Below are 14,980 nucleotides of genomic sequence, written 5' to 3' on the forward strand. Positions count from 1 at the left end.
CTGGCCGCGTGGGTCGCGACGTACAAGACCCACGGATCGCCGCGGTACTCCGGCGCGATCGCCGCCATCACCACCGCCGTCCCGACCTGGCTGGCGGTGGCCTCCCACACCGGCGTCACCAGCCTGCCGGTGCTGCTCTGGTACACCCTGGCCGCCACCGGCCTCTGGTCGTCCTACACCTGGTCCGACGTCCTCAAGCAGCGCCGCCGGTCCGCCGAACTGCAGGCCCGCTGGGAGACCATCGCCGGACTCGCCGGGCTGGAAGGATCGCGGCTGCTGGCCACCAAGACCACCCGCGTCGGCGTCCGGTTCAAGGTGGACGTCGGTGTCGAGGGCCCGACCGGCGCCCGCCTCGGACGCGGCGACCTCGCGGTCCAGATCGCCCGCTGCTACGGCATCGGCGCCGACCAGGTCCAGGTGGACGAGGAGAAGAAGAACGCCCGCATCCTGTGGATCACCATCCGGATGCGCGACATGTGGGCCGAGGAGATCCCGCACCCGGCGCTGGTCGACCAGACGCCGGCCGAGGCCGCCACGGCCAAGGGCAGCAGGTCCGTCCTGGACGGCCCGTTCGTCCTCGGCACCGACCCCGAGACCGGTGAAGACCTGGGGCTGGTCCTGTTCGACCAGGGCGGCGCCCGGCACGTCGAGCTCGTCGCGTCCAACGGCGGCGGCAAGTCCAACGTGCTGAGCAACATCGTCCAGCAGGCCGCCGAATGCCGGGACGTGCTGGTCGTCGCGATCGACCTGGGCAAGGGAGTCATCCCCTCCCTCTGGGGTGCCTATCTGCACGAGAAGGCCGGAGTCGGCGAGGAGGCCGCCGCGGTCCAGATCTTCGAGTGGATCGACGCGCTGCTGGACGAACGGGCGATCGCCTGCGCCGGCGGCACCCACCAGCCGTCCCCGACGGCCCCGGGCATCATCGTCGTCGTCGACGAACAGGACACCGCCTCCGGCTACGACTCCGACATCGCCACCGAGATCAAGCCGGTCATCGCCGCGATCCACCGGCGCGGCCGGTCCGTCGCCATCGCCATGGTCACCGCCAAGCAGCGCAACGTCGTCCAGCACACCGGTGACAAGGAGGGCTCGGCCAACGCCGTCACCACCGTCGTCGGACGCGTCTCCAGCACCAAGGAGATGACCAAGGCCCTCCCCGACTGGGAGGTCCGCGGCTGCCCCGACATGTCCACCTACGACGACGGGGCCGAAGGCGTCGTCCTGCTGGCCCGTCAGGGCGGCTCCTGGCAGGCCGGACGCACCCGCGCCCTGTACGACCCGAAGGCCGTGCAGGCCCTGGCCGCCGCCTACGGCCCCGCCGACGCCACGCTGGAGCCCCACATCGCGGCCAAACTGCCCGGCTACGCCGACCGGCATCCGGTCCCGGTGCCAGCCACGGCCGGAGCCGGCCCTTCGGCCGGATCGTCCCGGGACGCGACGCCGTCGGGACCGAGCACGCGGCCGGCGCCGCGCGCTGACAGCGTCCCGGGGCGGCCGGGGGCCGAGCCGTCCGGTCAGGTCCCCGGTGCCGACGGCACGCCGAACGAGCAGGCCCGGGACTGGGGGTTCGACACCACCGACGAACAGGAGGTCGACAAGGCCGCGCACGGCCTGGTGGACAAGATCGACGCCTACGTCAGCTCGGCCGTCGTCCCGCCGGAGGAAGCCACTCGGCTGGACGACCTGATCGCCGTGCAGAAGGCGATCGACTCCACCACCGTCCCCGACAACGCCCGCAAGTCGATCCTGCGGTTCCTCGCCGACCGCGGCCCAGAGGGTGCACGCCGCAGCGAACTGGTGGCCTTCCTCCAGGAGCCCGCCTCCACCACCGCCCGATGGCTGTCCGCTCTCTACAAGGACGAGGTCATCGCACGCGCCGGCCAGGGGCCCGCGACCCGCTACTACCTGCCCGGCCACTCCCCCAACGGCGAACACGAACAGTAACCGTCGCCGGGGCGGGATCGTCTCACGGACCGTCTCACCAGATCGTCTCGCGGATCGTCTCACCAGGGCCCAACGCGCGCACGTGGTGGACGAGCCCCTCCCCGCCGAGACGATCGAGACGATCCCGCGAGACGATCCCGCCCGCGCACGCACCGTAACGCTCGCCCGCGCCCGCAGCCCCTCGCCCGGCGCCTCCCGCGCCCGCGCCGCGCCCTGCTCCTCCTGCGCCTCGGCGAGTGCGCCTCGTCCGCACCGCGCCTGCGCGCCTCAGTCACCCTGTCGAAAGCGAGTCCCACATGCATGCCTCACGCGTGTCCCTGGAACTGGTCCGCCTCGTCAACAACGCGCCGCCCAGCCCGACGCCGACCACTCCGCCCGCCCTGCATCACGACGCGTCCGGCGCGGGCGGCCTGCTGTTCCTGGCGCTGCTGTTCGGGCTGCTCCTGCTGGGCAGCTACCTGGTCTCCATCCGCCGCCACCCCTTCCGCGCCTGCCGCACCTGCAACGGCACCGGGAAGAAGCGCAGCTCGCACTTCTCCAACGCCTTCCGCGCCTGCAGCGCCTGCGGCGGCACGGCCCGCGAGCACCGCCCCGGTGCCACCCGCCCCTACCGTCGAAGCCGCCACTGACCGCCCGCACAGACACCGCCACCCGACAGGAAACACCATGACCAACGTCGCGTCCCCCTTCCCCGACCCCGCCGAGATGGCCCGGCTCGCCGAGGAGCTCACCGACCGACTCCGCGAGCACTTCCCCCTTGAAGGCGAGCGCGTCCGCCAGGCCCTCGCCTTGGCCGAGGAAGCCGGAGAGTTCCTGGCCGCCTACCGCCGCTGGACCGGCCGCGCCCGCCGCACTGGCACCCTCGAGGAAGTCGCTGCCGAACTCGCCGACGTCCTCATCACCACCTACGTCACCGCCCGCATCCTCGGCGTCCGCCTGCCCTCCGTACCGGAGGCCCCGCTGGACGCCAATCCCGACCTCCCCGTCAGCCGCCTGTTCCGACTCGCCGGACTGTTCCTCGACGGCTTCGTCAGCCACGACGAGCGCAGCGCTGAGACCCTTCTGTCCGCCATCACGGCCGCCGCGCAGGATGCTGCAGCCGCTATCGGCATCGACCTGCGCACAGCCGTCGACACCAAAGTCCAGGTCTTGTACGCCCGCGGCTGGCGCGATCCCCGCTGATCACGAGCATTCCTCAGCCCGTCCCGTTGAGGCGACCGGCTACCAGCCCGGACGGCTTCGCGCCGTCCGGGCTTTTCTTCACGCAGCCAGACCACATCCGCCACACCAGCCGCAGGCGCGGTGCCACTGTGACCAGCCGTCAGCGTCCACCTTGTGCGCTGCGCAGGGACGCGGCCTCGCGCTCAGGGCCGTGCGAGAAATGCGGCCACGTCTGCGGCCAGGGCGTTCATCTGTTCTCCGCCTTCCAGCCAGGTGGTGACGGAAGTCGTCCATCTGCCTTGCTGAGACGGCCAGGGCCGGAGCGTCCAGACCAGTTCGATATGGCCACCGGACCGGAAGGTGGCCTGAAGCATGAGCTGGTTGGTGTTCCAGGAGCGGTCGCCCGTCCACCCACGGAAGTCGTCGACGAGAGTTTGGAGGAAGCCATCGAGTCCGCCGTCGGGGTCCCAACGGGCGAGGGTGAGGTCGGGGATCGTGGCGTGAAGTCCGTCAGCCTGGACCCCAAGAGCGAACACGGTTTCGTAGTCGTCGATGAACTGGCGGTCAGCGAGCTGGACGACCATCCGAGGTGTCCTCGCGCATCGCACCGTCACCTGCGGAGATCCCGAGAGCGCCGGGTCTTCGTGATCCACGCACGCAGGATAGGCCCCGCCATGGCGCCCTCGACGGCACGCTCCTCCCCGTTCAGGGAGCGCTCCACGACATTGAGAAGCGCTCGTTCCGGCAAGGAGCGCGCTCCAGGCCGCGCCCGCTCTGCATACGTCAGGCGACAGGAGCGCTCCCGGGGTGCCTTCGACATCCGATTCTCGCTGGTCGCGCAGTTGTGGCAAGGGGTTGGCAAGGGTGTGTCAAGGGTCCTGCTCTTGACCGGGGTCTGGCCTACGTGAGCGCTCGCGGGCCAGGAGGCGCGCTCCCGCACCGATGAGGAGCACTCCACGAGCCGATGTCGGAGCGCTCTCGTCCCAGGGAGCACCTGACGGGAGCGCTCATCGGGAGCAAGTGGAGCGCCGAGCACCCATCGCTCAGCACTATGGCCCAGCTCACTCCTGCCTTTTTCGGTCGGCTCGTCACCTTCCGGGGCGCGCATGAACCTCCAGCAGGCGTGAAGGTCAAATTTTCAGAGCTGCTTCGGGCCTCCCCGTTCATGGTCCCAGCCACGGTCCCAGCGACAGTCCCACCCACAGTCCCAGCCACGGTCCCACCCACAGTCCTAGCGACAGTCCCAGCCACAGTCCCAGCGACCACTACGCCCCGGGGCAGGGAAACGCCCTGGTCAGCAGCGTGTGTCAAGGGGTGGGTTGGACGCCGATTCTCAATGTCCTTGTCAACCGCCGAACCGCAGTCAGGCGGCTTGAGGCAGGGGTGGCCGGGAGGCGTAGGTGCGTTGGTCGCGAAGGAGTGCCCAGAGCACGTTCACGCGGCGGCGGGCCAGGGCGATGACGGCCTGGATGTGAAGCTTGCCTTCGCCGCGTTTGCGGTCGTAGAAGTTCCGCGACTCGGGGCTGCAGCGGATGCTGACCATCGCTGAGGTGTAGAAGACGCGGTGCAGCATGCGGTTGTAGCGGCGGGGGCGGTGCAGGTTGCCGCTGATCCGGCCCGAGTCGCGCGGCGCGGGGGCCAGGCCCGCGTAGCCGGCCAGGTGGTCCGCGGACTCGAAGCGGCTCATGTCGCCGCCGGTGGCGGCCAGGAATTCGGCGCCCAGCTGCAGGCCGATCCCGGGCATGCTGAAGATGACCTCGGCGAGTTCATGCTGGCGAAACCGATCGGCGATCAGCGCTTCCAGCGCCTTGATCTGCTGGTTGAGCGCCATCACGCCTCGGGCGAGTTCGGCCACCAGGAGGGCCGCGATCCGCTCGCCCGGCAACGCGGTGCGCTGGGACTGCGCCGCCTCGACGGCGCGTGCGGCGAGGTCGCCGGCGCTGCGTCCCACGCCCTGGCCCTGGAGGAGCTCGCGCACGCGGTCGACGCCGAGCTCGCGGAGGGCCGCTGGTGTCTGGACGTGGGCCAGGAGGACCAGCGGGCCCTTGTTGGTGAGGTCCAGGGCGCGTTCCAGCGCCGGGAAGACAGCCAGCAGCTGGGCTCGAAGCCGGTTGATGCCCCGGGTGCGGTCGGCGACCAGGTCCTGGCGGCTGGCGACGAGCATCTGCAGCTCGACGATCAGTTCGTCGTCGGCCTGGAGCGGGGTCATGCCACGTCGCATCCGCGCCTGGTCAGCGATGATCGCCGCGTCCTTGGCGTCGGTCTTGCCCTCGCCGCGGTAACTCTCCGAGACCCGGTTGACCGAGTGGCCCGAGATGTACAGCACTTCCTGCTGACGGGTCAGCAGGGTCGTCAGCAGCAGGACGGCCGGGCCCGTCTTGATGTCCACGGCCCAGGTCACTTCCTCGGCCAGTGCCGTGACCTCGGTGAACATCGTGACGAGGGTTCCTTCGTCGTTGGCGACCCGCCGCGAGAACAGCCGGTTCCCGGCGTCGTCGATGACCACCACGTGGTGGTGATGCTTGCCGATGTCCACCCCGGCCCACACGTGCTGCAACACCGTCTCCTCAGCTCGATCCGCAGGTCATCCCCGAGACGATCTCGCTGGCCAGTCCCTAAGCAGCGACGTGTTCGCAATTCTCAATGAGCAAGCCGAGTCGTCTGTGGATGCCGGGCGGCCAATCGGCGCGAGCCACAGCACGGCAGACTTATTAAAGCCACACCCGACATCCCGGGCACCAGGACCCTACGGCGGTCCGAGCAACCCGTGATCAAGGTAGGGACTTATTAAAGCCACACCCGACATCCCGGGCACCAGGACCCTACGGCGGTCCGAGCAACCCGTGATCAAGGTAGGGACTTATTACTCCCGGCTTTGTCCTCTGGCAGCCCGGGAAGCACACGGCACCGCCGGTTTCCGGTCGCCGACTGTCTGATCGCGATCCGTGTCCTTGGCCGGATCCGCGCTCGCCGACATCTGTCACGCCGCTTCTCCACGCCTACTTCCCTCCACCCCCTTCTCGCCGAGACCCGAAGACCCCACTGCCACGCCGTCCCACCCGGTGCGCGACCGCACGATCGGCCTGGCGTGGCACATCCGGATGAGTCGCAGACCGGCGCACACCGTCCAGAGGCTGCTGAGCCGTCTGACGCTGCCTGGCCTGTCCCACCTGACCGAGGCGGTTCGGCCGTCTCAAGCGCGGCTGACCGCGCCGAACACCCCGTACATGCGTGGCGCCCTCGGGGATCTGGGGCTTCACGCAGCACGTATATCGCGAAGGGTCGCCTATGAGCACACGTGATCACGACGGTGAGGACCGTCCCCACGACCGGACGAAGGACTTGAGCGACCCCCAGTCCACCGGGCACCAGGACCCGTCCGCCGCGTCGAAGGGGCGCGGACCGACCAAACACGACCGGGCCCTGGCACTGCTCACCGAACACCTGCAGCTGCGGCTCAGCGAGTACGGCTGGCCGTATGCCCGCGGCGGGGACCGGCTGTTCCGGTTCGACCGAGGTGGCCGCACCGCCCTGTACGCCGAGGCGCGGCACCTTTGGCGCAGAGTTCACGAGGACCCACCGCCGGACGAGCGCACCCTCCGCCAGGTCGTCGCCGATCTGCAACGCACCGCCCTGGACGCCGGCCCCGATGACGCTGCCGCCACCCAATGGCTGAACGAGCACGGTGTGGAGGCGCCTCCGGCGGAGGCCGACGTCGAGGGCCGCGGCCTGGCCGCCCTGCTGGAACTGCCCGGCGCGCCGGTCGATGTCGACTACGTCGTCCCCGACCCCTACACCGTCGCGGCGGACGCGATCTGGCGGTGGCGCATCGACGGTCCGCCTGAACGCGTCGCCTGGGGGCCGGTGCTGGTCGTCCGCGTGTTCTGCGACCCCGACGGCGAGGAGCTCGTCGAGCTGGCCTGGTGGCACCGCCACCACTGGCGCTCGGCCACCGTCCCCCGAGCGATCGCCAAGAGCGGCCGGATGCTCGTCCGCGAGCTCGGCAACCGGGGCCTACCCATCACCGAGGCCGACGCCAAGTCGGCCGAACGCTGGCTGGCGGCCGTGGAGACCGCCAACACCGACACCATCCAGGAGGTCACCATCGCACGCGCACTCGGCTGGCAGGCCGACGGCAACTTCGTCGCCGCCAGCGGCCGTCCCTACGAGGTCCACGGCATCGAACCCCAGCTCCAGCGGGCCTTGGAAGCGCACCGCGAGCACGGCTCGCTGACCGGCTGGCAGAACGCCGTCCAGCTGACCGAGCGCTACCCGGCGGCGGCCATGGGCGTCTACGCCGGACTCGCGGCACCGCTGCTCCAGGTGCTCGGGATCAGCTCCTTCACCCTCAACTACGGCGGGATGTCCACCTCCGGCAAGACCACCGCCGCCCAGGGCGGCCTGTCGTGCTGGGCCGACCCGGACGAGGCCGGCGGCGCCATCACCAGCTGGTCGGCGACCAAGACCGCCCACCAGGCCCGGCTCGCCCTGGCAGGGAACGGCGTCCCGCTGCTGTTCGACGACACCCAGACCGCGGGCAAGCCCGAGACCGTCAGCGACATGCTGTACCAGGTCACCCAGAATCAGGGCCGAGGCCGTATGGGCGAGTGGCGGACCTACCGATGGCGCACCATTCTGATCTCCACCGGCGAGCGCTCCGCGCTGTCGTTCGCGACCCATCAGGGCATCTCTGCCCGCGTCTTGGACCTGGCCGGAGCGCCCTTCGGGCACGGGGAGCAGTCCGGGCCCGACGCGCTCGCCTTCCGCGAGGGCGTCACCGCCAACTACGGCTTGGCCGGCCCCACCTTCGTCGCCTGGCTCCGCCGGCACCTGGAGGACCACGGCCCCGACAAGCTGATCGCCCGGCACGCCGAACTCACCGAACGGCACCGCCAGGACGCCACCAGCATCGCCCGCCGCCGCGCCCCGCTCGTCGCCGCCATCCGGCTGGCTTCCGAGCTCGCCCACGAAGCCGAGATCGTCCCGTTCGCCTCCTTCCCGGAGGAGACCTGGCGGCTGCTGTTCGTCGCCGACGACCCCCGCGACAACCGCGCCCAGCTCGCGCTGGAGGTCGTCAAGGAGTACCTGGCCAGCTACGCCGACCGGCTCTACGACTCCGGGAGGAACGCTCCGCCGGGCGGATGGATCGGCGTCCGCACCGACGTCGGCGACGACAAGAACGCCATCGCGCTCATGCCGCAGAAGGTTCGTGAGGCTCTGGAGCGTGCCGGATACGAGCTGGACGCCGTCCTGCAGGGCTGGCGCGAGGCCAAAGTCCTGCACGAGCAGCCGCCGGGGTCCAAGCAGCGGCCGGTGTACCAACTCGCCCGCCGCATCGCCGGGCAGTCGACCCGCTGCTTCGTCTTCCGCGGCGAGCTGTTCACCGATGACGACAACTAGGCATCCCCTCTCTCTGTGCCCGTGTCGAGGACGCTGGAGTGCGTAGCACGCGTAACACCTCACATAGTGAGACATCCGTGCAGGTCAACGCCCTTACGAGCCGCTACGCGGTCTGATACGCGCTGAGAACGCGCCGCGTAACGCCCCCGCCCGTGGGCGCCGTCCGGCTGCCCTGATACGCGGGGGCGTTACGCATCGCGCGTATCGACATTTGCTCAGTTCAGCCCGTGTTTTGAGGCTGCTACGCGCCGCTCGGAGACACACCCCCTTGGCGCCGAAAAAAAGTGGGGGATGACTCGGCTTTCGCCTCGGGCCGCCCCGCACTTCGCAGATTTCTCGCCCAGCGCTGTCACCTTCACTGCCCCGCACGCACCTGCAGTCGGTGCCCCTACCTGACCGTCCTGAAGGAACGGAGTCCCGATGGCCGCCGCCAAGCCCACCGCCGTCCGGCCGGTCCAGCTTGCCCTGGACCTGGCCGCGCTCGGCTGGCACGTCTTCCCCCTCGCCCCCAGCAACAAGCGACCCCTCGCCAACTGCCTGGACTGCCAAAACAACCCGCACTGCGCCCGCGACGACTACACCGGCTGCCCCTGCCTGCCGGACGGCCAGTGGTGTCACGGCGTCCGCGCCGCCACCACCGACGCCGACCGCATCACGACCTGGTGGCGGCGCGTCCCTCACGCCGTCCCCGCCATCGCCGCCGGACCGTCGCGCCTCGTTCTCATCGACTTGGACGTCCATAGCGACCAACCGCCCGCCGATCCCGGCGTTCAGCTTCTGCCCGGCGTCCCGGTGGCCGAGGAGCAGGTGCCCGGCGGCTTCGCCGGCATCCGCAACGGCATCGATGCCATGCATCTGCTGGCCCGCGTTCGCGGCGGCCGACGCCCCTGGCCGAGCGGACCCGACCAGCAGCCCGTCAGCGTCCACACCCCGTCCGGCGGACGCCACCTCTGGTACCGGGCGCCCGACGGCCACCTCCGCCAAGCCCTGTCCGCCCTCGGCTGGCAGATCGACATCAAGGCCGGATGGTCCTACGGCATCGCTCCGGGCGCCACGATGAGCTCCGGGACCTACGCCGTCCACGCCGGCCATCTGGAGGCGCCCGGTCAGATGCCCGACTGGCTCCTCAAGGAAGTCCGCCGGGTCGCCGGTGCCAAGCCCGCTCCCGCACCGCCGCCCGTCGTTCCCTCCCTGCCGAGTCAGGGCAACGCGGCCGGCTACGTCCGCGCCGTCCTCAACCGCGGGGCCGCTGAACTCGCACCGCTGACCGACGGACGCAAGGCCGCGCTGTCCGCCCTGGCCTACAAGGTCGGCGGCCTGCTCACGTGGGCCCGACTCAGCCCGGCCGACGTCGAGGACCAGCTCGTGCACGCCGGCCTGGCCAGCGGGCTCCCCGACCGCCAGGCCCGCCGCATCGTCCACCGCGCTCTGACCAACGGCCTCACCCGGCCGCTCCCCGCACCCAGCGACCGCCACACCGCCTGAACCTTCGATCGCGTACCCCATCGACCGTGGACGGCCCCGGCGACGACGCCGGCCAGCAGACCCCGCCGGGGCCGCCACCTCCCTGAGAGAGGCACCTTCATCATGGCGACACCCATCGCGTCCGGGCAGCACATCGCAGAGACCGGCCTGCCGACCGACAGGCTCTGCACCGTCGAGGAGGTCGCCGAGTTCCTCGGCGTTCCGGTCGCGACGCTGTACCGGTGGCGGCAGGTCGGGAAGGGCCCGAGGGCCCGCAAGATCGGCAAGCACCTGCGTTACCGCGCCTCGGACGTCCACACCTGGTTCGACGCTCAGGAGTAGCGACCACCACGGCCTTTCCGAGGTCGGCTAACGCCCCTCGCGCTTTCCCCCTCCCCCCACGTGCCCGGGCCGGAGCCGAAGGTCACGGACCCTCGGCTCCGCCCCCTGCCCGAGAGCGAGATGACGCACCAGTGCGTATCGGCAACGTCCAGTTCTGGAAGACCCAGTTCCGCAAGGGCCGCCGGAAGCCCTATCAGGTCCGATGGGCCGTCGACGGGCGCAGCTTCTACGACTCCTACCTCACCTCCGCACTCGCCGAGAACTTCCGCAACGACCTGATCGCGGCCGCGCGCCGCGGCGAGACGTTCGATGTCGAAGCCGGCGGACTCCCCCAGTCGATGTGGCCCAAGCCGAAGGCTGTGACCTGGTACGAGTTCGCGCGGAGGTACGCGCTGATGAAGTGGCCGCACTCCGCCGGGAACAGCCGGCGGAACAGCGCGTCCGGCCTGATCCGGATCACCTTGCTCCTCCTGACCTCGAAGGCCCGGAAGGAGGACGAGCCCCGGCTTCGGCACGCACTGCGGCACTGGGCGTTCCGCCGCGCGGACGAGGCCGCGACCCCGCCGGAGCAGGCCGAGCTCCTCCAGTGGATCGCGGAACGCTCCCGTCCCATCACCGACCTGGAAGACCTCGGCACGCTTCGGGAGCTGCTGGGCGAACTGGGACTGCGCCTCGACGGGGCTCCCGCCAAGGCCAGCACGGTCGCGCGCCATCGTGCGGTGCTGACCAACGTGCTGAACTACGCCGTCGAGGTCGGAGCGCTCGACTACAACCCGGCCGACAAGCTGGCGTGGAAGCCGCCCGCGCTGACCCGGCAGGTCGATCCCCGCGTGGTCGCCTCGCCGCAGCAGGTCCGCGAGCTGCTGAAGGCCGTCACCTATGTCGGGACGTGGGAGAAGCAGCGCGGTCCGCGGCTGCGGGCGTTCTTCGCCTGCATCTACTTCGCTGCTCTGCGGCCGGAGGAGGTCGTGGCGCTTCGGGAACAGGACTGCAAGCTGCCCGAGCAGGGTCCTGGCCTGCTCATCCTGTCCACGGCCATCACCCGCGCGGGCGGGGCGTGGACCGACGATGGGAGCAAGCACGAGACGCGTGGGCTGAAGCTCCGGGCCGTGGATGACGGACGAGACGTCCCCATTCCCCCGGAGCTGGTCCGCATCCTGCGTCAGCACATCGCGGCTTTCGGAACCGCCGCGGATGGCCGGCTCTTCCCCGGCCCCCACGGCCAGGCCCTGGATTCGACCCGCTACCTCGACACCTGGGAGAAGGCCCGACGTCTCGCGCTGCCGCCGGACGTGGCGGAGTCGCGGCTGGCCCGGCGCCCCTACGACCTGAGGCACGCCGCTCTGTCGCTCTGGTTGAACTCGGGTGTCTCGGCGGCGGAGGTCGCGCGGCGCGCGGGCAACACGGTGCCCGTCCTGCTCCAGACCTACGCCCGCTGCATCCACGGCCAGGAGGACGCGAACACCAAGCGGATCATCGACGCCCTCGGCGACCCGGACGCACCGGAGGAGGGCTAGCTCATCCCGATTGGTCTAGACCATAGACCAAGATCGGCACACTCCTGGCACAAAAATCTTGATGAGGGATGCGCAGCGACGGCGAAGGACGCTGCCGGACGGCGGCGGGTGCGCAGAGCTTCGGCGCACCCGCCTGGGTCCGGCTGTCGACCGCCGGAAGTGGCTTCGGCCGACGATCCGAACTCACGCCTTGCAGCGCGTTCTTGCAGGTCAGGAGTCGGTAACTCGGATCAGACCCTCTTGCATGACGGAGGCGACCAGGTCGCCGTCTCGGGTGAAGATCTGGCCGCGCGCGAGGCCGCGGGCGCCGCCGGCGAAGGGGGTGTCCTGGTAGTAGAGGAGCCAGTCGTCGGTGCGGAAGGGCTTGTGGAACCACATGGCGTGGTCGAGGGAGGCGCCCATGGTGCGCTTGTCGCCCCAGGCCAGGCCGTGGTTCAGCAGGACGGTGTCGAGGAGCGTCATGTCCGAGGCGTAGGTCATGAGGCAGACGTGCAGGAGCGGGTCCTCGGGGAGGTCGTCGTCGACCTTGAGCCAGACCTTGGACTCGGGGGTCGCGAGCGCCGGGTCCTTGGCGGCCTCCCAGGTGAGGGGGGTCGCGTGCCGGACGTCGAAGGGGCGGCGGTTGACGAACTCGGTGGCCGCGCGCTCGCCGAAGACCGGGATGAGGCGGTCCAGGGCGGTGGGCAGGGTCTCGGGGTCCGGGGCGTCCGGCATGGGGGCGTGGTGGGTGGGGCCGTCCTCGGCGATCTGGAAGGACGCCGACAGGCTGAAGATCGCCTTGCCGTGCTGGATGGCCAGCACGCGGCGGGTGGTGAAGGAGCGGCCGTCGCGGACGCGGTCGACCTGGTAGACGATCGGCACCAGCGGGTCGCCCGGGCGGATGAAGTAGGCGTGCAGCGAGTGCACGGCGCGGGTCGGCGGGACGGTGCGTCCGGCGGCGACCAGGGCCTGCCCGGCGACCTGGCCGCCGAAGACCCGCTGCTGCCGGTCCTCGGGGCTGCGGCCTCGGAAGATGTCGTTCTCGATCTGCTCCAGGTCGAGGATGTCCAGCAGCGCCTTCACTGATTCCTTCACGCGGATCAGTGTCCCAAACGGGGGCGTGTGAGCGGGCTCTCACCCCCCGTCTCAGCGGCCGCTCAGCAGGGCGAGGACGTCCGGGCCGAAGCGGTCGAGCTTGACGCGGCCGACGCCGGGGATCTGGGCCAGCTCGTCCAGCGAGGACGGGGCGCGTTCGGCGATGGCCTGCAGGGTCGAGTCGGTGAAGATCACGAAGGCGGGTTCGCGGCGCTCCTCGGCGGTGCGGGCGCGCCAGTCCTTGAGCGCGAGGAGGACCTCCTCGTTCAGCTCGGCCGGGCAGTCCTCGCACCGGCCGAGCTTCTGCTCGATCGCGGCGGTCAGCGGACGGCCGCAGACCCGGCAGGGCCGCGGGCCCGAACGGCGGGTGCGGCGGGAGACCGTCCGCTCCACGCGGGCGGGCGTGGGCGTGCCGAACTTGCCGGTCAGGCCGTCCAGGAAGCGGGACGGCTGCCGGTAGCGCTCGCCGCCGGGGTCGCGGGACAGCGCCCACGACAGGTGCAGGTGCGCGCGGGCGCGGGTGACGCCGACGTACAGCAGGCGGCGCTCCTCCTCGACCTGGTCGGCGGTCTCGGCGTACTTGATCGGGACCATGCCGTCGGTGAGGCCGATGATGAAGACCGCGTCCCACTCCAGGCCCTTGGTGGCGTGCAGGGACGCGAGGGTGACGCCCTCCAGCGTCGGCGCGTGCTGCGCGGCGGCGCGCTCCTCCAGCTCGGCGACGAAGTCGGGCAGCCCGGCGGACGGGTTGTCGACCGCCATGTCCTCGGCGAGCTGGGCGAGGGCGGCGAGGGACTCCCAGCGGGACCGCGCCGCGCCCGCGCCGTCCGGCGGGTTGTCGGTGAGGCCCGCGCCCATGAGGACGTGCCGGACGGTCTGGATCAGCCCGAGGCCGTCCAGCTCGGCGTCGCCGCCGGCGCGCGCGGCCCCGCGGAGCCGGACGACGGCCTCCCGCACCTCGGGGCGCTCGAAGAACCGCTCGGCGCCGCGCACGACGTACGGGACGCCCGCGTCGTTCAGCGCCTCCTCGACGCGGGCCGACTGCGCGTTGATCCGGAACAGGATCGCGATCTCGCGGGCCGGGACGCCCTCCTCGATGAGCTTGCGGCAGCGCCGCGCGACGTCGGCGACCTCGGACGCGTCGTCGCCGTACTCGCTGAAGACCGGCTCGGGGCCGTCCTCGCGCTGGGCGACGAGTTCCAGCTTGTGCCGCTTGGCCGCGTCGCCCCGGGCGCGTCCGATCACGTCGTTGGCGAGCCTGACCACCTGCGGCGTCGAGCGGTAGTCGCGGACGAGCCGGACCACCTTCGCCTCGCCGAACCGCTGGGTGAAGTCGAGCAGGTAGGACGAGGTCGCGCCGGTGAAGGAGTAGATCGTCTGGTTGGGGTCGCCGACGACGCACAGGTCGTCGCGGTCGCCGAGCCAGGTGTCGAGCAGCATCTTCTGGAGCGGGTTGACGTCCTGGAACTCGTCCACGACGAAGTGCCGGTACTGGTCGCGGACCTGCCGGAGCACCTGCGGCTCGTCGTGCAGGACGGCGACGGTCAGCTCCAGCATGCCCTCGAAGTCGAGCAGGTTGCGCTCGCGGCGCAGCCGGTCGTACTCGGCGTAGACGCGGGCGACCTCGACCACGTCGGTGGACGGCCGGCGGCCCGCCTTGGACGCGGCGTCCATGTAGTCCTCGGGCCGGTGCTGGGTGACCTTGGCCCACTCGATCTCGGACGCGATGTCGCGCAGCTTCGCCGGGTCGGACTCGCGGATGCCGCACTCGCGCGCCGCGTCCCGGACCAGCCCGAGCTTCGACTCGATGATCTTCGGCGGGTCGCCGCCGACCACCTTCGGCCAGAAGTAGGACAGCTGCCGCAGCGCCGCCGCGTGGAAGGTGCGGGCCTGCACGCCGGGCGCGCCGAGCGCGCGCAGCCGGGACCGCAGCTCGCCGGCCGCGCGCGTGGTGAACGTCACGGCGAGCACCCGCTGCGGGGCGACCACGCCGGTCAGCGTCGCGTACGCGATCCGGTGCGTGATCGCGCGGGTCTTGCCCGTGCCGGCCCCCGCCAGCACGCACACCGGGCCGCGCG

11 protein-coding genes are annotated in these 14,980 nt (G+C 71.0%); 7 read left to right on the forward strand and 4 right to left on the reverse strand.

From position 1 onward, the window contains the following. The 3 genes from AB0J52_RS08485 to AB0J52_RS08495 all read left to right on the forward strand — a co-directional run. Window positions 1-1,944, forward strand: a 1,944-nt coding sequence (locus tag AB0J52_RS08485; RefSeq protein WP_500180919.1) for a hypothetical protein, incomplete at its 5' end; no start/stop codon positions are given. A 296-nt stretch (window positions 1,945-2,240) separates the two neighbouring features. After that, window positions 2,241-2,573, forward strand: coding sequence for a hypothetical protein (locus AB0J52_RS08490; protein ID WP_500180920.1), 333 nt, complete (start codon window positions 2,241-2,243; stop codon window positions 2,571-2,573). Between the two features lie 37 nt (window positions 2,574-2,610). Beyond that, window positions 2,611-3,126: a pyrophosphohydrolase domain-containing protein gene (locus AB0J52_RS08495; protein ID WP_500180921.1), complete on the forward strand. Its 516-nt coding sequence runs from the start codon at window positions 2,611-2,613 to the stop codon at window positions 3,124-3,126. Between the two features lie 182 nt (window positions 3,127-3,308). Here AB0J52_RS08495 and AB0J52_RS08500 read toward each other — a convergent pair whose 3' ends face one another. Together AB0J52_RS08500 and AB0J52_RS08505 are read right to left on the reverse strand one after the other, a co-directional pair. After that, the gene (locus AB0J52_RS08500) at window positions 3,309-3,758 is read right to left on the reverse strand and encodes a DUF6228 family protein (protein WP_500180922.1); all 450 of its coding nucleotides are present in this window, start codon (window positions 3,756-3,758) and stop codon (window positions 3,309-3,311) included. A 710-nt stretch (window positions 3,759-4,468) separates the two neighbouring features. Then, window positions 4,469-5,665, reverse strand: coding sequence for an IS110 family RNA-guided transposase (locus tag AB0J52_RS08505; protein WP_500180923.1), 1,197 nt, complete (start codon window positions 5,663-5,665; stop codon window positions 4,469-4,471). Window positions 5,666-6,393: 728 nt separating this feature from the next. Between AB0J52_RS08505 and AB0J52_RS08510 the strand changes: the two genes are divergently transcribed. The 4 genes from AB0J52_RS08510 (at window position 6,394) to AB0J52_RS08525 (ending at window position 11,828) form a co-directional block, all read left to right on the forward strand. After that, window positions 6,394-8,505, forward strand: coding sequence for a DUF927 domain-containing protein (locus AB0J52_RS08510; RefSeq protein WP_500180924.1), 2,112 nt, complete (start codon window positions 6,394-6,396; stop codon window positions 8,503-8,505). Between the two features lie 420 nt (window positions 8,506-8,925). Continuing rightward, entirely contained in the window at window positions 8,926-9,990 is a 1,065-nt protein-coding gene (locus tag AB0J52_RS08515; protein WP_500180925.1) for a bifunctional DNA primase/polymerase, read from the forward strand. A gap of 102 nt (window positions 9,991-10,092) precedes the next feature. Beyond that, window positions 10,093-10,311 carry a helix-turn-helix transcriptional regulator gene (locus AB0J52_RS08520; protein WP_500180926.1) on the forward strand — a complete coding sequence of 73 codons (219 nt, stop codon included), beginning with the start codon at window positions 10,093-10,095 and terminating at the stop codon, window positions 10,309-10,311. A 131-nt stretch (window positions 10,312-10,442) separates the two neighbouring features. Continuing rightward, the gene (locus AB0J52_RS08525; RefSeq protein WP_500180927.1) at window positions 10,443-11,828 is read left to right on the forward strand and encodes a tyrosine-type recombinase/integrase; all 1,386 of its coding nucleotides are present in this window, start codon (window positions 10,443-10,445) and stop codon (window positions 11,826-11,828) included. A gap of 210 nt (window positions 11,829-12,038) precedes the next feature. Here AB0J52_RS08525 and tesB read toward each other — a convergent pair whose 3' ends face one another. After that, on the reverse strand, window positions 12,039-12,902 hold the full coding sequence (tesB, locus tag AB0J52_RS08530; RefSeq protein WP_500180928.1) for an acyl-CoA thioesterase II: 864 nt from the start codon (window positions 12,900-12,902) through the stop codon (window positions 12,039-12,041). Window positions 12,903-12,953: 51 nt separating this feature from the next. Then, a partial coding sequence (locus AB0J52_RS08535) for an ATP-dependent DNA helicase UvrD2 (RefSeq protein ID WP_500180929.1) occupies window positions 12,954-14,980 on the reverse strand: 2,027 nt, incomplete at its 5' end.

The sequence above is a fragment of the Spirillospora sp. NPDC049652 genome, from assembly GCF_040675125.1.
Classification (GTDB): domain Bacteria; phylum Actinomycetota; class Actinomycetes; order Streptosporangiales; family Streptosporangiaceae; genus Spirillospora.

Coding starts and splice junctions, on each gene's coding strand:
- AB0J52_RS08515 (WP_500180925.1), top strand. CDS start 8,926: ATGGCCGCCGCCAAGCCCACCGCCGTCCGGCCGGTCCAGCTTGCCCTG.
- AB0J52_RS08510 (WP_500180924.1), top strand. CDS start 6,394: ATGAGCACACGTGATCACGACGGTGAGGACCGTCCCCACGACCGGACG.
- AB0J52_RS08495 (WP_500180921.1), top strand. CDS start 2,611: ATGACCAACGTCGCGTCCCCCTTCCCCGACCCCGCCGAGATGGCCCGG.
- AB0J52_RS08520 (WP_500180926.1), top strand. CDS start 10,093: ATGGCGACACCCATCGCGTCCGGGCAGCACATCGCAGAGACCGGCCTG.
- AB0J52_RS08490 (WP_500180920.1), top strand. CDS start 2,241: ATGCATGCCTCACGCGTGTCCCTGGAACTGGTCCGCCTCGTCAACAAC.